Source organism: Tepidimonas sp. HKU77 (assembly GCF_049728535.1).
Classification (GTDB): domain Bacteria; phylum Pseudomonadota; class Gammaproteobacteria; order Burkholderiales; family Burkholderiaceae_C; genus Tepidimonas.
Genome location: NZ_CP187300.1, coordinates 2,321,106 through 2,340,196 on the forward strand (window position 1 = coordinate 2,321,106; position 19,091 = coordinate 2,340,196).

Annotated in this window: 18 protein-coding genes and 1 pseudogene; 17 read left to right on the plus strand and 2 right to left on the minus strand. The window is 68.3% G+C overall.

Annotated elements, in window-relative coordinates:
• Nucleotides 1-4: 4 nt before the first annotated feature.
• The 4 genes from ACPP3B_RS11205 to ACPP3B_RS11220 are packed head-to-tail and all read left to right on the plus strand — an operon-like array spanning nucleotide 5 to nucleotide 5,590.
• On the plus strand, nucleotides 5-217 hold the full coding sequence (locus ACPP3B_RS11205; RefSeq protein ID WP_424859030.1) for a hypothetical protein: 213 nt from the start codon (nucleotides 5-7) through the stop codon (nucleotides 215-217).
• A 20-nt stretch (nucleotides 218-237) separates the two neighbouring features.
• The gene (locus ACPP3B_RS11210) at nucleotides 238-3,024 is read left to right on the plus strand and encodes an ATP-binding protein (protein ID WP_424859031.1); all 2,787 of its coding nucleotides are present in this window, start codon (nucleotides 238-240) and stop codon (nucleotides 3,022-3,024) included.
• On the plus strand, nucleotides 3,021-3,395 hold the full coding sequence (locus tag ACPP3B_RS11215; RefSeq protein ID WP_424859032.1) for a response regulator transcription factor: 375 nt from the start codon (nucleotides 3,021-3,023) through the stop codon (nucleotides 3,393-3,395). Before ACPP3B_RS11210 ends, ACPP3B_RS11215 begins: the two co-directional genes overlap by 4 nt.
• Entirely contained in the window at nucleotides 3,392-5,590 is a 2,199-nt protein-coding gene (locus tag ACPP3B_RS11220; protein ID WP_299018615.1) for a 3'-5' exonuclease, read from the plus strand. The genes ACPP3B_RS11215 and ACPP3B_RS11220 overlap by 4 nt, the downstream gene beginning before the upstream one ends.
• Nucleotides 5,591-5,623: 33 nt before the next feature.
• Here the strand turns inward: ACPP3B_RS11220 and ACPP3B_RS11225 are convergent, their stop codons facing one another.
• Nucleotides 5,624-7,084, minus strand: a complete 1,461-nt coding sequence (locus ACPP3B_RS11225) for a DUF294 nucleotidyltransferase-like domain-containing protein (protein WP_424859033.1) — start codon at nucleotides 7,082-7,084, stop codon at nucleotides 5,624-5,626.
• A gap of 109 nt (nucleotides 7,085-7,193) precedes the next feature.
• On the opposite strand from ACPP3B_RS11225, the gene ACPP3B_RS11230 reads away from it, so the two are divergent.
• The 5 genes from ACPP3B_RS11230 (at nucleotide 7,194) to rplI (ending at nucleotide 10,775) form a co-directional block, all read left to right on the plus strand.
• The gene (locus ACPP3B_RS11230; RefSeq protein ID WP_424859034.1) at nucleotides 7,194-9,263 is read left to right on the plus strand and encodes a sodium:solute symporter family protein; all 2,070 of its coding nucleotides are present in this window, start codon (nucleotides 7,194-7,196) and stop codon (nucleotides 9,261-9,263) included.
• 75 nt (nucleotides 9,264-9,338) lie between these two features.
• On the plus strand, nucleotides 9,339-9,701 hold the full coding sequence (rpsF, locus tag ACPP3B_RS11235) for a 30S ribosomal protein S6 (protein ID WP_299022156.1): 363 nt from the start codon (nucleotides 9,339-9,341) through the stop codon (nucleotides 9,699-9,701).
• Nucleotides 9,698-10,015, plus strand: coding sequence for a primosomal replication protein N (priB, locus tag ACPP3B_RS11240; RefSeq protein WP_299022155.1), 318 nt, complete (start codon nucleotides 9,698-9,700; stop codon nucleotides 10,013-10,015). Before rpsF ends, priB begins: the two co-directional genes overlap by 4 nt.
• An 11-nt stretch (nucleotides 10,016-10,026) precedes the next feature.
• On the plus strand, nucleotides 10,027-10,308 hold the full coding sequence (rpsR, locus tag ACPP3B_RS11245; protein WP_299022154.1) for a 30S ribosomal protein S18: 282 nt from the start codon (nucleotides 10,027-10,029) through the stop codon (nucleotides 10,306-10,308).
• A 14-nt stretch (nucleotides 10,309-10,322) separates the two neighbouring features.
• Nucleotides 10,323-10,775, plus strand: coding sequence for a 50S ribosomal protein L9 (gene rplI, locus ACPP3B_RS11250; RefSeq protein ID WP_314226305.1), 453 nt, complete (start codon nucleotides 10,323-10,325; stop codon nucleotides 10,773-10,775).
• 91 nt (nucleotides 10,776-10,866) lie between these two features.
• On the opposite strand, the gene ACPP3B_RS11255 is transcribed toward rplI, so the two are convergent.
• Nucleotides 10,867-11,691, minus strand: a complete 825-nt coding sequence (locus tag ACPP3B_RS11255) for an outer membrane protein assembly factor BamD (RefSeq protein ID WP_424859035.1) — start codon at nucleotides 11,689-11,691, stop codon at nucleotides 10,867-10,869.
• Between the two features lie 39 nt (nucleotides 11,692-11,730).
• Here ACPP3B_RS11255 and ACPP3B_RS11260 point away from each other — a divergent pair, with 39 nt between their 5' ends.
• The 8 genes and pseudogenes from ACPP3B_RS11260 (at nucleotide 11,731) to ispG (ending at nucleotide 19,076) form a co-directional block, all read left to right on the plus strand.
• Nucleotides 11,731-12,813 (plus strand): RluA family pseudouridine synthase, encoded by a 1,083-nt coding sequence (locus ACPP3B_RS11260; protein ID WP_424859036.1) that lies wholly within the window; start codon nucleotides 11,731-11,733, stop codon nucleotides 12,811-12,813.
• Entirely contained in the window at nucleotides 12,810-13,442 is a 633-nt protein-coding gene (scpB, locus tag ACPP3B_RS11265; RefSeq protein ID WP_424859037.1) for an SMC-Scp complex subunit ScpB, read from the plus strand. The genes ACPP3B_RS11260 and scpB overlap by 4 nt, the downstream gene beginning before the upstream one ends.
• Nucleotides 13,443-13,543: 101 nt before the next feature.
• Nucleotides 13,544-14,419 (plus strand): annotated as a pseudogene (gene rluB, locus ACPP3B_RS11270) (23S rRNA pseudouridine(2605) synthase RluB); the annotation flags it as partial.
• A 45-nt stretch (nucleotides 14,420-14,464) separates the two neighbouring features.
• Entirely contained in the window at nucleotides 14,465-14,890 is a 426-nt protein-coding gene (gene ndk / locus ACPP3B_RS11275) for a nucleoside-diphosphate kinase (protein WP_424859038.1), read from the plus strand.
• A 7-nt stretch (nucleotides 14,891-14,897) separates the two neighbouring features.
• Nucleotides 14,898-16,043 (plus strand): 23S rRNA (adenine(2503)-C(2))-methyltransferase RlmN, encoded by a 1,146-nt coding sequence (gene rlmN / locus ACPP3B_RS11280; RefSeq protein WP_424859039.1) that lies wholly within the window; start codon nucleotides 14,898-14,900, stop codon nucleotides 16,041-16,043.
• Between the two features lie 32 nt (nucleotides 16,044-16,075).
• Nucleotides 16,076-16,870 carry a type IV pilus biogenesis/stability protein PilW gene (gene pilW / locus ACPP3B_RS11285; RefSeq protein WP_424859040.1) on the plus strand — a complete coding sequence of 265 codons (795 nt, stop codon included), beginning with the start codon at nucleotides 16,076-16,078 and terminating at the stop codon, nucleotides 16,868-16,870.
• A complete protein-coding gene (locus ACPP3B_RS11290) occupies nucleotides 16,863-17,765 on the plus strand; it encodes a helix-turn-helix domain-containing protein (protein WP_424859041.1) in 903 nt (300 codons plus the stop codon). The genes pilW and ACPP3B_RS11290 overlap by 8 nt, the downstream gene beginning before the upstream one ends.
• A 6-nt stretch (nucleotides 17,766-17,771) precedes the next feature.
• Nucleotides 17,772-19,076: a flavodoxin-dependent (E)-4-hydroxy-3-methylbut-2-enyl-diphosphate synthase gene (ispG, locus tag ACPP3B_RS11295; protein ID WP_424859042.1), complete on the plus strand. Its 1,305-nt coding sequence runs from the start codon at nucleotides 17,772-17,774 to the stop codon at nucleotides 19,074-19,076.
• Nucleotides 19,077-19,091: the final 15 nt, after the last annotated feature.

Consider the following 19,091-nt stretch of genomic DNA (forward strand, 5'->3'; position numbering starts at 1 on the left):
AGCCATGCGGCATTGGCAGGCATCCCGGGAAGCGCCACGACTGTGGGCGCTGTTCGTCGCGGGGGTGTTGGCGCTCAATTTTCCGCTGTTGGGCGTGTGGGCATACTGGAGTGAGCGCCTAGGTGGCTGGGGGGCGCCGCTGGCGGTGGCGGCCTTCGTCGCCTGGGGTACGCTCATCGGCGTGCTCGCGTGGTTCATGGAGCGCGCGCCGGACTGACGGCGAGGCGGAGGTGATCCGTGGCGCCCACACTGGTCATCGCCGCTGCGTTCGCATATCTGGGGCTGCTGTTCGCCTTGGCGCACTGGGCGGACCGTCGCGGGCGGCAGGGGCGCCCGGTCATCGACAGTGCCTGGGTGTATGCACTGTCGATGGCGGTGTACTGCACCGCGTGGACGTATTTCGGCAGCGTCGGGCGTGCCGCCAGCACAGGGCTGTGGTTTTTGCCCATCTATCTGGGGCCGACGCTGGCCATGGTGCTGGGTTGGGTGGTGTTGCGCAAGATGGTGCGCATCGCCCACACCCATCGCATCACCACCATCGCCGACTTCATCGGCAGTCGGTACGGTAAAAGTCCGGTGCTGGCCGGGTTGGTCACCGTCATCACGGTGGTGGGCATCGTGCCCTACATCGCGCTGCAGCTCAAGGGCATTGCGGTGGCGTACGCGGTGGTCGTGGACGGCAGCGTCTCCTCCGCGGCCGATACACCGTGGTGGCGTGAGAGTACGTTTTATCTCGCGCTGGGGCTGGCGGTGTTCACCATCGTCTTTGGCGTGCGGCACTGGGACAGCACCGAGCGGCACGAGGGCATGGTGGCGGCGGTGGCGTTCGAGTCATTGGTCAAACTGGTCGCGTTCATGGCCGTCGGGGTCTACGTGACGTGGGGGATGTTCGATGGCTGGGGCGACATCGTGGCGCGGGCGCAGGCCGACCCGTCCCTGTCGCGACTGTTGACGATGGGGGACATGGGGGCGTTCGCCTGGTCGAGCTGGCTCACGCTGACGGTGCTGGCCGGGCTGTCGGTGCTGCTGTTGCCACGCCAGTTTCAAGTCATGGTGGTGGAGGCGGTCGACGAGCGCCACATCCGGCGCGCCGCGTGGGTCTTTCCGCTGTACCTGTGGCTGATCAACCTGTTCGTGCTGCCGATCGCACTGGCGGGCCTGCTGTGGTTGGGGCCAGATGCGGCGGCGCAAGCCGAGATCTTCGTGCTGCGCCTGCCCCAGGCCGCGGGGGCCGATGCGTTGCTGCTGCTGGCGTTCATCGGAGGGTTGTCGGCCGCCACCGGCATGGTGATCGTGGAGACGATTGCGGTGTCCACCATGGTCTGCAACGACTTGGTGCTGCCGTGGTGGCTGCGGCGCGCGTCGGGGCAGCGGGCGTCTCGCGATCTGACGCGCTCGATCCTGCGCATCCGGCGCGGGGCGATTCTGCTGCTGCTGTTGTTGGGCTTCGGGTACTACCGGGTTGCGGGGGATGCGTATGCGCTGGTCAGCATCGGCCTGATCAGTTTCGCCGCCGTGGCGCAGTTCGCCCCGGCGTTGCTGGGCGGCATGTTCTGGAAAGGGGCCAGTCACGCGGGGGCGATGGCCGGTCTGCTGGGTGGCTTTGGCGTCTGGGCCTACACGCTGATGCTGCCATCGCTGGCCAAGTCGGGCTGGCTGCCGGCCTCGTTCGTCACCCATGGGCCGGGAGGCATCGACTGGCTGCGGCCCGAGGCGCTGCTCGGCTTGCACGGGTTCGACCCCCTGACGCACGCGATGTTCTGGAGCTTGTTGGTCAACCTCGGGTTGTATGTGGGGGTATCGCTCGCGCGTCCGCCCGGGGTGGGAGAGACGGGCCAGGCGGTGCTGTTCGTGGATGTGTTCGAGCGCTCGGCGTCCGACCAGCGCCCGGTCTTTTGGCGCGGCCAAGCCTCGGTGCCGGCGCTGCAGGCGCTGCTGGCGCGCGTGCTGGGGCCCGAGCGCGCCCAGGAGCTGTTGGCGCAACAGGCGCGCGCGCGCGGCGTCGCGCTGCCGGCGTTGCCGGCCGACGCCGCGCTGGTGCAATGGGTGGAGACGCAACTGGCGGGTACCGTGGGCACCGCCTCGGCGCGGCGTCTGGTGGCGTCGGTGGTCGAGGAGCAGCCCATGCGGATCGAAGATGTGCTGGACATGCTGCGCGAGACCGGGCGCCTGCGGGCGCTGTCGCAAGCGTTGGAGGAGAAGTCGCGCTCGCTGGAGCAAGCGACGCGGGAGCTACGCGCCGCCAATGAACGGCTGCAGGAGCTCGATCGCCTCAAGGATGACTTCGTGTCGTCGGTGACGCACGAATTGCGCACGCCTTTGACCTCGATCAGGGCGCTGGCGGAGATCATGCGCGACGATCTTCAGATGGATGCCGCACAGCGCGCGCAGTTTCTGGACATCGTCGTCGCCGAAACCGAGCGGCTGACGCGCTTGGTCAACCAGGTGCTCGATCTGGCCAAGATCGAGTCGGGCCATGCGACCTGGAGCGACACCGACGTCGACGTGGTGGCCGTGGCACGCCAGGCCGCGCGCGCGGCCGAGCCCGTGTTGCGCGAGCGCGGCGCGCGGCTGGACGTCGAGCTGCCCGACGCGCCGCTATGGGTGCGGGCCGACGCTGACCGCCTGCAACAGGTGTTGATGAATTTGCTGTCCAACGCGGCCAAGTTCGTGCCGGCCGAAAGGGGTCGGGTGGTGCTGCGCGTCGTGACCCACGTCGGCAGCGGCGGCGAGCCGCTGGTCACGGTCGAAGTGCAGGACAATGGCCCAGGGGTGCCGCTGGAGCAGCAGTCGGTCATTTTCGAGAAATTTCGCCAGGGGGGCGACGCGCTCGAGCGGCCGCCCGGCACGGGGCTGGGGTTGCCGATCAGTCGTCGCATCATCGAGCATTTCGGTGGCCGGTTGTGGTTACGATCGGCACCGGGCCAGGGTGCGTGTTTCGGTTTCGACTTGCCGCGACGCCGCCACGCCCCCACCGAGGCGCCCGATCCGCCCCACCCACCCGCACAGGAGACCCACCCGTGAGCAAGCGTGTGCTGATCGTCGACGATGAGCCCAACATCCTGATCTCGCTGGAATTTCTGATGAAGCGCGAGGGCTACGAGGTACAGGTGGCGCGCGATGGCGAGGCAGGATGGGAGGCGGCGTGCACCTGGCGCCCGGATCTGGTGTTGCTCGACGTGATGATGCCGCGCAAGAGCGGCTTCGACGTCTGCCAGGCCATCCGTGCCGACGAGCGGCTGGCGGGCATGCGCATCGTCATGCTGACCGCCAAGGGCCGTGACACCGATGTGGCCAAGGGGCTGGCGCTGGGGGCAGATGCGTACCTGACCAAGCCGTTTTCCACGCACGAGCTGGTGCAGCGCGTGCGTGAGTTGCTGGAGGACGCGCGGTGAGGCGCCGCATCGACCCGCGCTTGTGGTGGCTGTTGGCGGGGGCGGCGGGCGTATCGCTCGCCTGGCTGGGGGTGACGATCGGCTTGATCGCCGTCACGCTCGAGCCCGAGGCACGCGCCCGCATGCTCGACTTGCTGGGCGATCGTTGGGGCTTCGTGGGGCTGATGTGGCTGCTCGGCATGATGGCGGTCGCCTGGGGGCTGCAGCGCGCGTTCGACGTCGGGGTGGTCCCGTGGCGGCGCCTGGCCGAGGAGGCGCGGGTGCTGCTCACGGCCCAGGGGGCGCCGGCGTTGCGCGAGCGTGGGCCGGCCGAGGTGCGGCAGGTGGCACGCCTGTTCAATCAACTCGTCCAGCAGCGCGAGGCGCTGCGGGCACAGGTGGACGAGCGCGTGCGCGAAGCGGCGCGCGGCATCGAGCAGGAAAAATCCCGCTTGGCCGCGCTGATGTCGGAGCTGACTCAGAGCGTGGTGGTGTGCAACCTGGACGGACGTATCCTGCTTTACAACAACCGGGCGCGGCTGCAGTTTCGGGCGCTGTCGCAGGCCCCGATGTTGGCCGGCGGGGCCGAGTTGATCGGCCTGGGGCGCTCGATCTACACCGTGTTCGAGCCGGCGTTGATCGCGCACGCGCTTGAGCGCATTCGGCAGCGGATGCGCCGCGGTGCGGCGCATCCGAGCGCCCAGTTCGTCACCGCGACGCGCGGGGGGCAGTTGTTGCGCGTGCAGGTCGCGCCGGTGCGTCAAGGCGAAGGCTCGGCCAACGGTGCCGACGAGCTGGCGGGCTTCGTGCTCGTGCTCGACAACATTACCCGCGAGCACGAGCAGGCCGCGGCGCGCGAGCGGCTGTGGCTGGACTTGACCGAGGGCAGCCGTCGCTCGCTGGCCAATGTGCAGGCCGCGCTGGAGGTGCTGGAGCTGCCGGACGCCGACCCGGCGCTGCGTGAGCGGTTGTCGCAGGTGGTGCGCGAAGAAGTGCAGGCACTGGGCGAGCGCGTGCAGCGTTTGGTCGCCGAGGGGGTCAACACCTGGGGTAGCCAGTGGCCGATGGAGGACATGTTGGCCGCGGACTGGGTCGCGGCGATCGCGCGCCGGCTGGCCGATGTGCCTGGGCTGCAGGTGACGGTCGGGGCGGTCGATGGCGACGCGTGGCTGCGCATCGAGAGCTACTCGCTGATCCAGGCCGTGGTGTATTTGGCGCGGCGGCTGCACACCGAGGCGGGCGTGACGGCGCTCATGCTGCGGCTGCAGCGGGCACCGTCGGCAGGCCAGCGGCCAGGCCCTCAGGTACATCTGGACTTGGTCTGGCGGCCGTCGGGCGACGCCGCCGTCACTGGCTTGCTGGGGTGGGAGATCGATCCCATGCGCGTGGGCGACGGGGGGGGTACGGCCAGCGTGCGCGACGTCATGGAGCGGCACAGCGGCGCGTTGTGGGTCGAGACCGACACGGCGGCCGGCGAGGCGTTTTTTCGCCTGTTGCTGCCCGCGATCGAGTCTGCGGACAGCGCCGACGCGGCTGCGCTCGTGCGCACCGAGAGCCGGCCCGAGTACTACGATTTCGACCTGTTTCGCTCGTCCGCGGCAACGCAGGCGCTCGACGACGTGCCGCTGAGCGCCTTGGCGTACACGGTGTTCGACACCGAGACCACCGGGCTCAACCCCACCGAAGGGGACGAAATCATCCAGATCGGCGCCACCCGCATCGTCAACGGCAAGCTGCTGCGGCACGAGAGCTTCGAGCAATTGGTCAACCCGCGCCGCTCGATCCCGCGCGAAGGCATTCCCATCCACGGCATCACGCCCGAGATGGTGGCCGATCAGCCCGACATCACTCAGGTGCTGCCGGCCTTTCATGCCTTTGCCCGCGACACGGTGCTCGTCGCGCACAACGCGGCGTTCGATATGCGATTTTTGCAGCTCAAGGAGCGGGCCACGGGCGTGGTGTTCGACCATCCCGTGCTGGACACGCTGCTGCTGTCGGCGGTGGTGCACCCGGCCCAGCCCTCGCACCGGCTGGAGGAAATCGCTGCCCGCTTCGGTATCCCCGTCATTGGGCGCCATACCGCGCTGGGCGATGCACTGGTCACGGCCGAGGTGTTCTTGCGCCTCATCCCCCTGCTGGCCGAGCAGGGCATTCACACGCTGGGGCAAGCGCGCCGCGCGTCCGAACGCACCTACTACGCGCGGCTGACGTATTGAGGCGCGCGCAGTGCCGTCGGCTCCGGCATCCCGTCAGAAGCGGCCGGCCAGGTAGCGCTTCTCCAACACGCCCTGCAGGTCTTTGACGACGCCGAAGGCGTCCTTGAGGTGACGGCGTTCCAACTCGGAGAGCTCGTCGAGCCGCAGGTAGTTGTCCGCCGGCTGGCCAGCGGCCATCAGACGCGCCTGGTGCTGGATGCGCAGGCCGCTCAAGAAGTCCAGGGCGTCGATCAAATCGCGCGTGCGCTCGGCCGTGATTTCGCCGCTACTGGCAGCGGCCTGCAGGCGCTCGCGGGTGCTGACGGCGGTGATGCCGCCTGCGAGCGCGTAGATGCGCGCCAGGTCGATGATGGGCACGATGCCGCTGTGTTTGAGGTCGATCGTGCCCTCATGTTCACCGTGGCGAATGGTGTGGATGCCGCCCAGCCAGCCCAGCGGGGGTTGGTGCGTGAGGGCGTTGCCCACCATGTGCGCCAGGAAGATGCGCTGGCCTGGCGTGCGCTGCAACACCTCGGCCCTCAGGGTATCGAGTAGCTCGCGCGCGCCGTGCACGAAGCGCTGGTCGAAAAAGACGCAGGTCAGCATCAGCGCCTTGGGCTCTGGTCGCTCGATCCAGGTGTGGAAGTACTCGCGCCAGCGCGCCAGCGGCTGCCGCCAGGTGGCGGTCATGGCCATCATCTCGCCGGGGCAATAGACATAGCCACAGGCGTCGAGCCCGTCGCACACGAAGCGCGCCAGTGCCTCGAAGTACGCGCCATGCTGGGTGGCGTCGACGTCATCGGCCAGGATCAGACAGTTGTCTTGGTCGGACTTGGCGGTTTGCTCGTTGCGCCCCTGCGAACCCGCCGCCACCCAGGCATAGCGGACGGGGGCAGGGCCCAGCCGCGCCTCGGCCAGTTGCAGCAGCCGCGAGGTCAGCGCATCCGTCATGGCCGACACCATGCGTCCGATGGCGTGCGCACTGACGTTGGCAGCCACCAGCTGGCGTTGCAGCTGCCCGATGCGCGCGGCCGTCTCCACCAACCCCTCGACGCTGTCCTGCCGGTAGATGGCGCCGGCCAGGTTGACCGCCGAGTTGCTTTGCTGCTGCTGCAAGTCGGTACTGGAGATGAGCCCGACCACGGTGCGGCCATCCATCACGGGCACGTGGTGGATGTTCAGGCGCGCCATGAGCAGCAGCGCGTCGAAGGCGGGCGCGCCGATGTCGATGGTCTGCGGGTCGAGCGTCGCGATCTCGATCACGGGTCGATCGGGGGATAGCCCGACGGCCAGCACGCGGTTGCGCAAGTCGCGGTCGGTGACGATGCCGAGCAGCTCGCCGTCGCGCACGACGAGTACCGAGGAGGCGTGCCGCTCGCGCATCGAGGCGGCGGCGGCGTGGATCGTCGTCTCGGGGGGCACCGTCAGCGGCGGCTGGCGCAACAAGTTGCGCACGGGTACCGAGGCCAGGTGGATCGAGTCGTCGGGGGCGCGTGGCGCAAGGGCGGTGTCCATGGGGCAGGGCCGAGTCGCGATCATGGGATACTACACCCGCCGAGGCCGAGTCCCCAGGGCGTCGGTGCCAGTCGCCTTGCGCTGTGTCAAGCCACCCGCAGGTGCTTTCATGATGTCCACGCTGCCGCCCGACCCCCAGTTCCGCCGCACGCTCGATCGGCTCTACGGTCGCTTCACGCTTGGATTCGTGGGTTTCGTGCTCGTGCTCGGCTGGCTGGAGTATCTGGGCTGGTCGCGCACGGCGATCGGTCTGACGTTTTTGCTGGCCACGCTGGCGGTCTACGCCACCATCGGCTTTCTGACGCGCACCATCGACCCCGTCGAGTACTATGTGGCGGGGCGGCGCGTGCCGGCGTTCTACAACGGCATGGCGATCGCCGCCGACTGGCTGTCGGCGGCCTCGTTTTTGGGGCTGGCTGGCACGCTGTACTTGCAGGGCTTTGGCGGGCTGGCCTTCGTGCTGGGCTGGACCGGTGGCTTCGTGTTGGTGGCGCTGCTGCTGGCGCCGTACCTGCGGCGCTTCGGGCAGTTCACGATTCCCGACTTTCTGGCCGAGCGCTACGGCGGCCGTGTGCCGCGGCTGTTGGGCGTGGTGGCGCTGCTGCTGTGCTCATTCATCTATGTCGTGGCCCAGATCTATGGCGTGGGGCTGATCACATCGCGCCTGACCGGGTTGGCGTTCGAGGTGGGGGTTTTCCTGGGTTTGGGCGGCATCCTGGTGTGTTCGTTTCTAGGCGGCATGCGTGCCATCACCTGGACGCAGGTGGCGCAGTACATCGTGCTGCTCATCGCCTTTTTCGTCCCGGTGGTGTGGCTGTCGGCCAAGCAAACCGGTTGGCCGTTGCCGCCCATGATCACCGGCCAACAGTTGCAGAAGGTGACCGAGCGGGAGCAGGCATTGGCCGTCGACCCCCAGGAAGCGCACGTGCGGCGTATCTGGGAGCATCAGGTCCATGTGTTGACGGATCGTCTGCGCGATCCGGCGGCGGCGCTCGAGCGTGAGCGCACCCTCTTGGTCAATCATATCGAGGCGTTGCGGCGCTTAGGTGCCGAGCCCGCTGAGATCACGGAAGCCGAGCGTGTGCTGTCGCGCTTGCCGCGTGACGAGGACACGGCGCGGGCGCTGTGGACACGGCAGCTCCAGCAGGCCCAGGCCAAGGTCGCCGCGCTGGGAGGAATGCCGCCACATGCCGAGCCCTTCGTCGGACTGGACGGCAGCGGTCCAGACGCGGTCGAGCGCTCGCGCCGCAATTTTCTGGCGCTGGTGTTTTGCTTGACCGTGGGCACTGCAGCGCTGCCGCACCTGCTGGTGCGCTTCTACACCGTCCCCACCGTACGGCAGGCGCGCGAGTCCGTGGCGTGGGCGGTGGGCTTCATCGCGCTGCTGTACCTGACCGCGCCCGCGTTGGCGGTCTTGGTCAAGGTCGAGGTGCTCGACGGCCTGGTCGGCACCTCGTTCGAGGCGCTGCCTTCGTGGGTGCAGGCGTGGAGTCGGGTCGATCCGGGCTTGTTGTCGGTGCGCGACGTCAACCGCGATGGCGTGCTGCAGCTGGGGGAGATTACGATCGGGGGCGATATCATCGTGCTGGCCTCGGCCGAGATCGCCGGACTGCCCTATGTGGTGGCGGGGCTGGTCGCGGCGGGTGGACTGGCCGCGGCCTTGTCGACGGCCGATGGGCTGCTGCTCGTCATCACCAGCGCGCTCAGCCATGATCTGTATTACAAGACCCTCGATCCCAATGCCGACACGGCGCGGCGGGTGACGCTGTCGAAAGTGCTGTTGTTGATCGTCGCGCTGCTGGCCGCCTATATCGCGGCCCAGCGGCCAGCCGACATTTTGTTTTTGGTCTCGGCCGCGTTTTCGCTGGCGGCCGCGGCGTTCTTTCCGGCGCTGGTCATGGGAATCTTCTGGTCACGCGCCAATGGGCCGGGCGCGGTGGCGGGGATGATCGCCGGCCTTGGGGTGACGGGGTATTACATGGCGACGCGCCAGCCGTGGCTGCGCTCGGTGCTGGGGCTGCAGGGGGAGGCACCCTTGTGGTGGGACATCCAGCCGATCGCTGCCGGGGTGTTCGGCGTGCCGGTCGGCCTGGCCGTGCTGGTGCTGGTCAGCTTGCTCACCCCGGGGCCGTCGGCACAACGGCGCGCTTGGGTGCGGCGTTTGCGCGCGCCTTTTTGACAGCTATAATTGCAGGTTTCCTTGCCACACCTTCAGTCGACGCGGGGGGTGGCAGTCGTTCCATAAGGAGAGTCCATGCGTCACTACGAAATCGTCATGCTGATCCACCCGGATCAGAGCGAGCAGGTGCCAGCCATGCTGGAGCGGTACAAAGGCATGATCACGGCCGGCGGTGGGATCATTCACCGTGTCGAGGACTGGGGTCGTCGCCAACTCGCGTACCAGATCAACAAGCTGTCCAAGGCCCACTACCTGTGTCTCAACATCGAGGCCGGGCAGGACGTCATGAACGAGCTCGAGCATGCCTTCCGCTTCAACGACGCCGTGCTGCGCCACTTGGTGGTCCAGAAGAAGAAGGCCGAGACCGGCCCGTCGGCCATGATGAAGGCCGTCGAGCGCGAGGAGGCCCGCAAGGCGCAACAGGAAGCCGCTGCTTGATCCCAGCAGCGGCGACCGCGTCTCCCGTCAACCGCCTGGAGCTGGTGGCCACGCTCGCCGAAGCCGCGGGCATGCGCTACACACCCGCCGGTATCGCTGCATTGGACGTGTTGCTGGAGCATGCGTCCACGCAAGTCGAAGCCGGTCAGCCCAGACACGTGGCGCTGCGGCTGAAGGCGGTGGCGTTCGGTGACGATGCCGAACGCTTGGCCCGCCAGACGCTGGGGTCCACGCTGTGGTGTGCCGGGTTTTTGACCAGTGCGCGCCGCGGCAACGGGGTCGTGTTTCACATTCAAGCATTCAAGCCGATTTAGGACGAATCATCATGGCTGCACCGCAACGCAATCAGGGCAACAACCGCCCCAAGCGCGCCAGCAACAACCTGCTGTTCAAGCGCAAGAAGTTCTGCCGCTTCACCGTCACCGGCGTGGAAGAGGTCGACTACAAAGACATCGACACGCTCAAGGATTTCATTGCCGAAAACGGCAAGATCATCCCGGCCCGTTTGACCGGCACCCGCGCGATCTTCCAGCGCCAGGTGGCCACCGCGATCAAGCGTGCCCGTTTCCTGGCGCTGCTGCCGTACACCGACCAGCACCGCGTCTGAAGGAGCCCGATACCATGCAAGTGATCCTGCTCGACAAGGTCGTCAACCTGGGCAACCTCGGCGACATCGTCAAGGTCAAAGACGGCTACGCCCGCAACTACCTCATCCCGACCGGCCGTGCCCGCCGGGCCACCCAGGCCGCCATCGACGAATTCAATGCTCGTCGCGCCGAACTCGAGCGCGTGGCCGCTGCCAAGTTGGCCGAAGCGAAGGCCCTGGGCGAGAAGCTCCATGGCACCACGCTCAAGATTTCGCAGAAGGCGGGGGTCGATGGTCGCCTGTTCGGTTCCGTGACCAACCACGATATCGCGACCGAATTGACCAAGGCCGGTTTCCCGGTCGCCAAGGCCCAGGTCCGCATGCCCAACGGCGTGCTGAAGATGGTGGGCGACTACACCGTCCAGGTCGCGCTGCACACCGACGTGGTCGTGGACGTCAACGTCCAGGTGCTGGGCGAGACGGTCTGACCGAGGTGACCCCAGCAAACGAAGGCCGCCTCTCGGGGCGGCCTTCGCGTTCATGGGTGACTGGGGCAACGACGGACGGGGCCGCTGGCGTTCACCACAGTTTCCACCACGGGCCGCTGTCGCGGCGCAGGCCGTGGGTGAGCAAGGCACTGTTGGGGAAGTTGGCCTCCAACACGCGGCGCGCGTCGCGGGCTTGCTCGTCCATCCCGAGCGCCTCGTAGGACTTCATCAGCAGGTACAGGGCCTCTTCGGCGGCGGGCACGTTCTGGTAGTCGCGCAGCGCGGTCTGGGCCCGGTTGATCGCTGCCACGTAGGCGCCGCGCCGGTAGTAGTAGCGCGCGACGTGTACCTCGTACTGCGCCAAGGCGTTGACGATGTACGTCATGCGCTGGCGCGCGTCCGGTGCGTAGCGTGAGTCAGGGAAGCGCTCCACGAGCTCCTTGAACGCCTCGAACGAGTCCTTGGCGGCCTTCTGGTCGCGCTCGGACAGGTCTTGCTGCGAAATGAAGCCGAACAGCCCGAGGTTATCGTTGAAGTTGACCAGGCCCTTGAGGTAGAGCGCGTAGTCCAGCGCGGGGCTGGCGGGGTGCAGCTTGATGAATCGATCCAGCGTCGCCAACGCTTGCGCCGGTTCGCCGTTTTTGTAGTGGGCGTAGGCTTTTTCGAGCTGGGCCTGCTGCGCCAGCGGGGTGCCGGCGGCGCGACCTTCGAGTTTTTCGAACAGCTGGATCGCACGCTCGTAGTTACCCGAATTGCGCTCGTCCATCGCCTCGGCGTAGAGCTTGTTGGGGCTCCAGCCGGCGGTGACGTCTTTGTCGGGCTGGCTGGCGCAGCCCGCCAGCAGGGCGACGCTCAAGGCGACGGTGGACAGGATGGGCGCGCGCAGATGATCGACGGATAATCGTTGGGTTTTCATGGAGCGCCCCTCAGGCGCGCTGCCGCAGCAGCAAACAGGATGTCAAAAATTATAGAGGTCCAGGGCGACGTCGCGGCGCCGCCCGATGTCATCGATGACGGCGCGGACGAGGTCGGCGCCGAATCCGAGTGGCGCCGCTTCGTCGTCGACCGCGAGGGCCACGGCGAGCGGCTCGACCGTTGGCTGGCGGCGCGCGTGCCCGAGGTCTCGCGCAGCTACCTGCAGCAGCTCATCGCCGACGGCGCCGTCCGTGTGGGTGCCGAGCCGCTGACCAAGGCGGCGCGGCGGCTGCGTGTGGGCGAGTCGGTATCCGTCGAGCTGCGCGCGACGGCGCAAGCGCAGGCGTTCGTGCCGCAGCCGATGGCGCTGGCCGTGGTGTACGAGGACGAACACCTGCTGGTCATCGACAAGCCGGCGGGGCTGGTGGTGCACCCGGCGGCGGGGCATTGGTCGGGTACGCTGCTCAATGGGTTGCTCGCGCACCACGCGGGTGCGGCGCAGTTGCCGCGCGCAGGCATTGTGCACCGCCTGGATAAAGATACCAGTGGCCTGATGGTCGTGGCCAAGACGTCCCGCGCGTTCGATGCACTGGTGGCGATGATCGCGCAGCGCGCCGTCCAGCGCATTTATGTGGCGCTGGCAGCAGGGCCGTGGCGCCACGCGGACGAGCTAACCATCGACCAGCCCATCGGCCGCGATCCGCGGCAGCGGCTGCGCATGGCGGTGCACCCCACGGCCAGCACCAGCGCCAAGCCAGCGCGCACGGACGTACGCCGCCTGGCGGGCGGCTCTGGGGGCGATGCCCGCTGGGTGTTGGTGGGGTGTAAGCTGCACACGGGGCGCACGCACCAGATTCGCGTGCACCTGGCGTGGTTGGGGCACCCGTTGGTGGGCGACACGCTCTATGGCGGGGCGTCCGTGCTGGGTCTGGAGCGCCAAGCGCTGCACGCAGTGCGGCTGGGTTTGGCGCACCCCGTGCACGGGCATTGGCTGGCGTTCGAGCGCGCGCTGCCGCCCGATCTCGCCGCGGCGCTGGTCCAGGCGGGGCTGCACTACAATCCCGCCCTCTTGTGGCCCGTGCAGCCCACTGGCCCGGCCGAGGCAGCCCAACGCCAAATATGAACACCCACGACGCGCGCCGTATCTTGGAAGCTGCGTTGCTGTGTGCGACGCAGCCGCTGTCCCTGCGCGAGCTGGGCGCGTTGTTCGATGGCGCCGTGGCTCCCGACACGCTGCGCCGTCTGCTGGGCGAGCTGCAGCGCGCCTGGGCCGATCGCGGGCTGGAACTGGTCTGCGTGGCCAGTGGCTGGCGTTTCCAGAGCCGTCCCGAGGTGCGCCCGTTCCTGGAACGGCTGCACCCCGAAAAGCCGCCGCGTTACAGTCGGGCGGTGCTGGAGACGCTGGCCATCATTGCCTACCGGCAGCCCGTCACCCGGGGTGACATGGAGGCCATCCGCGGCGTGACGATCGGCAGCCAGATCCTCAAGCAGCTCGAAGACCGCGGCTGGATCGAAGTCATCGGCCATCGCGAGACGGTGGGCCGTCCCGCGCTGTACGCCACCACGCGCCAGTTTTTGGATGACCTGGGGCTGCGCGCGCTCGATGAGTTGCCGCCACTCGAGCCGCACGAGTCGCCATCGGCCAGCCAACTGGGCCTCGAGACCGGGCCCGATTCCGACGGGCAGCGTGAGCTGCCCATTCCATCCCCCGAAGCGGCATCGCTGGCCGCGCAACCCGAAGGACGATCATGAAACCCTCCCGTTCCGACCCTCACACCGGCGAGCGCCCGCGGCGCAAGGCGACGCCTTCGGGCGGCAGCGCGTCGGCGGCAGCCAGCCCCGATGCCTCGGTCAAGTTGCACAAAGTGCTGGCGCAGGCCGGCTTGGGCTCGCGCGCCGACATGGAGCAGGCCATCGCCGCCGGGCGCGTCACGGTCAACGGCGCGCCGGCGCACGTCGGCCAGCGCATCGCGGCCGGGGATGTGGTCAAACTCGACGGCCGGCTGGTGCGCTGGAGCGCCACACCCACCCGCTTGCCGCGCGTGCTGGCCTACCACAAGCCGACAGGGGAGGTGGTGACCCTGGACGACCCGGAAAACCGGCCGACGGTCTTTCGGCAGCTGCCACGCCTGCGCAGCGGCAAATGGATGGCGGTCGGGCGGCTCGATATCAATACCGAAGGGTTGCTGCTGTTCACCGATTCGGGGGAGTTGGCCAACCGCCTGATGCACCCGCGCTTCGGGCTCGAGCGCGAATACGCGGTGCGGGTATTGGGCGCGCTGTCGCAGGAAGAGCGCCAACGGCTGCTCGACGGTGTGGTGCTCGAGGATGGGCCCGCGCGCTTTTTGTCGCTGGAGGACGGCGGCGGTGACGGTGCCAACCGCTGGTACCGCGTGACCATCGCCGAGGGGCGCAACCGCGAGGTGCGGCGGCTGTTCGAGGCCGTGGGTCACGCGGTCAGTCGCCTGATTCGCGTGCGCTACGGGGCGATCGCGCTGCCGCGCGGGCTGCGCCGTGGCGCGTTCATGGAACTGGAGCCACGGGTCGTCGAGCAGTTGATGCAAGTCGCCGGCGTGCCGCTGCCGCAGCGGGCCACGGCACCTCGGCGCCGATCGGGCCCGCCTCGCGGCGCGGGGCCCCGCCCCAGCCGCCCCGCCGCGCCGCCGTCGCCGGAGCGCGCACGGCGGTCCGCGCTTCCTGCTGGCGCGGCGCAGCGGCGCAACGGGTAAAATCACAGGTTTCTTTTCATATCCTCACTAACCTCGACCAACATCATGGCCATCGAACGCACCCTCTCCATCATCAAACCCGACGCCGTCGCCAAGAACGTGATCGGCCAGATCTACAGCCGCTTCGAGGCCGCGGGTCTCAAGATCGTCGCGGCCAAGATGGTGCATCTGTCGCGCCGCGAGGCCGAGCAGTTCTACGCGGTGCACAAAGAGCGCCCGTTCTTCAAGGATCTGGTGGACTTCATGGTCTCCGGGCCGGTGATGGTGCAAGTGCTCGAAGGCGAAAACGGCATCGCCAAGAACCGCGAGCTGATGGGTGCGACCGACCCCAAGAAGGCCGCGCCGGGCACCATCCGCGCCGACTTTGCCGACAGCATCGACGCCAACGCGGTGCACGGCTCCGACGCGCCCGAGACCGCCGCCGTCGAGGTCGCGTTCTTCTTCCCGGGCATGGCCATTTACTCGCGCTGATCATGCCATGACGGCCAATTTGCTCGATTTCGACCTCGAGGGGTTGGCCGCTTTTTGCGAGCGGCTCGGACACCAGCGTTTCCGAGCCGTGCAGCTCTTTCGGTGGATCCACCAACGAGGGGTGGCGCGCTTCGAGGAGATGACCGACCTCGCGCGCGACTTGCGCGAGCGGCTGCCCTCGGTGGCGCGGGTGCAGGGCTTGCCCGTGCTGGCCGAGCAGGCATCGGCCGACGGCACCATCAAGTGGCTCTTCGACGTCGGCGATGGCAACGCGGTGGAGGCGGTCTATATCCCCGAAGACGACCGCGCGACGCTGTGTATATCCAGCCAAGCGGGCTGCGCGGTGGGGTGTCGCTTCTGCTCCACCGGACACCAAGGATTCAGCCGCAATCTGACGACGGGCGAGATCCTGGCGCAATTGTGGTACGCCGAGCACGAGTTGCGTCGGCGCTTGCAGACCCGCGAGCGCGTCATCTCCAACGTGGTGATGATGGGCATGGGCGAGCCGCTGCAAAACTATGCTGCGCTCATCCCGGCGCTGCGCGTGATGCTCGACGACCATGGCTACGGCCTGTCGCGGCGGCGCGTGACGGTCTCGACCTCGGGCGTGGTGCCGATGATGGAGCGCCTGGCGCAAGACTGCCCGGTGGCGCTGGCGGTGTCGCTGCACGCGCCCGACGACGCGCTGCGCGACCGCTTGGTGCCGCTCAATCGCAAATACCCGCTGCACGAGCTGATGCAGGCGTGTCGCCGCTACCTGCCTGCGGCGCCGCGCGATTTCGTCACGTTCGAATACTGCATGCTCGACGGCATCAACGACACGCTCACGCATGCCGACGCGCTGGTCGCGCTGGTGCGCGAGCACGGGGTGCCGTGCAAGATCAACCTGATACCGTTCAATCCGTTTCCCGCGTCGGGTCTGAGGCGCTCGCCGCGTCTTGCCGTCAAGGCGTTCGCGGATCGCCTCAACGCCGCCGGCATCGTGACCACCATCCGCAAGACGCGGGGCGACGACATCGATGCCGCGTGTGGACAGCTCGCCGGGGATGTGCAGGATCGCACCCGTGTCGTGCAACGCCTGGCGCGCCGTGGTGAGGATCTGGCCGTGGTGCGGGTCCAGCGCCCGCAAGGGGCGCGGGAGGTGGCGCCATGAGGGCGGCGGGGAGCGTCGCAGTGCGAGGGCGCGTGCTGTGGCTGGTATGCGGCCTCGGGGTGCTGCTAGGCGCGCTGGCGGGCTGCGCCGGCGCGGGGGGGGGTGTGGCGGTGAATGCGGGGCGCGATTGGATCACGGAGTCAGACGAGCCGCCGGCGCGCAAACGCGCCCGCACGCGCCTGGAGTTGGCGACGGGTTATTTCGAGCAGGGCCAGTGGGTCATCGCGCTCGACGAGGTCAAGCAGGCCATCGCGGCCGATCCGACCTATGCGGCGGCGTTCAACCTGCGCGGGCTGATCTATACCCAGCTGCGGGATTGGCGGCTGGCCGAAGAAAGCTTTCAGCAGGCGCTGCGGCTCGACCCGCGGGATGGCGACGCGTGGCACAACCTGGGCTGGATGTATTGCCAGGATGGCCGCTGGGCGCCGTCGTTCGACGCATTTCGGCGTGCGCTGGACACGCCCGGCTATCGATCTGCCGCGCGCTCCTGGATGGCGCTGGGTGTCTGTCAGGCACGCGCAGGGCAGGCCGACGCGGCCGAGCGCAGCCTGCAACGCGCGTTCGAGCTGGAGCCCGGCAACCCCGTCGTGCTGTACAACCTGGCGCTGCTGCTGCATCAGCGGGGTGACGCCGAGCGGGCACGGTTCTACATTCGACGGCTGAACAATTCCGAGCTGGCCAATGCCGAGTCGTTGTGGCTGGGCATCAAGATCGAAAACCGGCTGGGCCAGCGCGACATCGCCCAGCAGCTTGGCGAGCAGCTCAAACGTCGTTTCCCGGCCTCGCGCGAGGCCGATGCCTACGAGCGAGGGGCGTTTCATGAGTGACGTGCCGCCGTCCCAGTCGCAGACCTCTGCCCACGCCGCCGGTGAAATGCTTCGGCAGGCGCGCGAGCGTGCGGGAGTGCACATCGCCGCGCTGGCGGCCACGCTGAAAGTGCCGGTGCAACGGCTGGAGGCACTGGAGCAGGGCAGGACCGATGCCTTGCCCGACGCGACGTTTGCGCGCGCGCTGGCCTTGAGTGTGTGTCGGGTGCTCAAGATCGATCCGGCGCCCGTGCTGGCGGCGTTGCCGGCGGGTGCGCCGGCCCAGCTTGCCCGGCCGACGGACGCGCTGGACACACCGATGCCGCGCGATGGCGCGTCACCGTTTGGCGATGGTGTGCGCGCCGCTCGGCGGCTGCCGCTGTGGGTGGCGCTGGCACTGCTGGTCTTGGCGGCGGTGTTGTGGTTCGTGCTGCCGTCCGGCGACGGCGCGCCGGGGGCCGAGACGACGCAGTCGGGCCCGGCTGCGCCGAGTGCGGCAGTGCCGACCGCCCCAGCGACGGCCGTTGACGCGGTGGGCGCTCCACCAGTGCCGTCGAGTGCCGCGGTCGGGCCCTCGACCGTGGTCGCCGCCCCTGTGGTGATCGGGGAGACGCCCCCGCCAGCCCCCCAGCCAGCGGCAACGGATCGGCCGCAGCCATCCGCGACCGCCAACGGGCCCGACGCAGCGGCGCGGATCGAGGTGCGGGCGGCGAGTTGGGTCCAGGTCATCGGGGCCTCCGGCCGTGTCTTGCTGCAGCGCACCATACAGCCGGGTGAGGTGATTCGTATCGACGAGGATTTGCCGCTGGCGGTCACCATTGGCCGTGCCGATGTCACCGACGTCGTCGTTCGGGGGCGTCCCTTCGACCTGGGTCCGGTGACCCGCAACAATGTCGCCCGATTCGAGATTCGCTGACCGCCCATGACCGCCATCGAACCCCCGCGTGCCGCGGGCGTACCCACTGTGAACACTGAGCGGCCGATCCCGTTGGGCGCGCCTGCGCCGCGGCGTACACGCCAGGGCGTCGTCGCCTGGGGTGACCACCGCGTCACGGTCGGTGGCAGTGCGCCGATCCGCGTGCAGTCCATGACCAACACCGACACCGCCGACGTGATCGCTACCGCGATCCAGGTCAAGGAGCTGGCGCAGGCGGGATCCGAGTTGGTGCGCATCACGGTCAACAACGACGAGGCCGCCCGGGCGGTGCCCCACATCCGCGAGCAGCTCGACCGCATGGGCGTGTCGGTGCCACTGATCGGTGACTTCCATTTCAACGGGCACCGCTTGTTGGCCGAATACCCGGCCATGGCGCAGGCGCTGTCCAAGTACCGCATCAACCCCGGCAACGTCGGCCGCGGCGAAAAGAAAGACCGTCAATTTGCGCAGATGGTCGAAGCCGCGCTGCGGTGGGGGCGGCCGATCCGCATTGGCGTCAACTGGGGCAGTCTCGACCCGGAACTGCTCGGCCAGCTGATGGATGACAACGCCCGTCGGCCCCAGCCCTGGGATGCGCGCCAGGTGATGTACGAAGCACTCATCACCTCCGCGCTGGCCTCGGCTGAGCGTGCCATCGAGATCGGCATGGCACCGGAAAATATCGTGCTGTCGTGCAAGGTTAGCAACGCGCAGGATCTGATTGCCGTATACCAAGAGCTGGCACGGCGCTGCGATTACCCGCTGCACCTGGGGCTGACCGAGGCCGGCATGGGCACCAAGGGCACGGTCGCCTCGGCAGCGGCGTTGGCGGTGCTGCTGCAGCAGGGCATTGGCGACACGATTCGCGTCAGCCTCACGCCACAGCCGGGCGAGCCGCGCACGCAGGAGGTGGTGGTGGCGCTCGAGATCCTGCAGGCGCTGGGGTTGCGCGCCTTCGTGCCCAGCGTGACCGCGTGTCCCGGGTGCGGGCGCACCACGAGCACGGTGTTTCAGGAACTGGCCAAGCAGATCGACGACCACCTGCGCGCGGCCATGCCGGTCTGGCGCAGCCGCTACCCTGGTGTCGAAAACCTCAGGGTCGCCGTCATGGGCTGCATCGTCAACGGGCCGGGTGAGAGCAAGCATGCCGACATCGGTATCAGCTTGCCAGGTACCGGTGAGGCCCCCGCAGCACCGGTGTACGTCGATGGTCAAAAGGTCGCCACGCTGCGCGGTGAGCGCATCGCCGAGGAGTTTCGCCAAATCGTCGAAGACTACGTTGCCCGCCGTTTCGGGAGCGGGGCGGGCTGAGCGTGGGGCCTGCTG

Bases quoted from the DNA above. Each gene is read 5' to 3' on its own strand.
- ACPP3B_RS11205 (WP_424859030.1), top strand. From the start codon at position 5: ATGCGGCATTGGCAGGCATCCCGGGAAGCGCCACGACTGTGGGCGCTG.
- ACPP3B_RS11225 (WP_424859033.1), bottom strand. From the start codon at position 7,084: ATGGACACCGCCCTTGCGCCACGCGCCCCCGACGACTCGATCCACCTG.
- ACPP3B_RS11230 (WP_424859034.1), top strand. From the start codon at position 7,194: ATGATGTCCACGCTGCCGCCCGACCCCCAGTTCCGCCGCACGCTCGAT.
- rpsF (WP_299022156.1), top strand. From the start codon at position 9,339: ATGCGTCACTACGAAATCGTCATGCTGATCCACCCGGATCAGAGCGAG.
- rpsR (WP_299022154.1), top strand. From the start codon at position 10,027: ATGGCTGCACCGCAACGCAATCAGGGCAACAACCGCCCCAAGCGCGCC.
- rplI (WP_314226305.1), top strand. From the start codon at position 10,323: ATGCAAGTGATCCTGCTCGACAAGGTCGTCAACCTGGGCAACCTCGGC.
- ACPP3B_RS11255 (WP_424859035.1), bottom strand. From the start codon at position 11,691: ATGAAAACCCAACGATTATCCGTCGATCATCTGCGCGCGCCCATCCTG.
- ACPP3B_RS11260 (WP_424859036.1), top strand. From the start codon at position 11,731: ATGTCAAAAATTATAGAGGTCCAGGGCGACGTCGCGGCGCCGCCCGAT.
- scpB (WP_424859037.1), top strand. From the start codon at position 12,810: ATGAACACCCACGACGCGCGCCGTATCTTGGAAGCTGCGTTGCTGTGT.
- ndk (WP_424859038.1), top strand. From the start codon at position 14,465: ATGGCCATCGAACGCACCCTCTCCATCATCAAACCCGACGCCGTCGCC.
- rlmN (WP_424859039.1), top strand. From the start codon at position 14,898: ATGACGGCCAATTTGCTCGATTTCGACCTCGAGGGGTTGGCCGCTTTT.
- ACPP3B_RS11290 (WP_424859041.1), top strand. From the start codon at position 16,863: ATGAGTGACGTGCCGCCGTCCCAGTCGCAGACCTCTGCCCACGCCGCC.
- ispG (WP_424859042.1), top strand. From the start codon at position 17,772: ATGACCGCCATCGAACCCCCGCGTGCCGCGGGCGTACCCACTGTGAAC.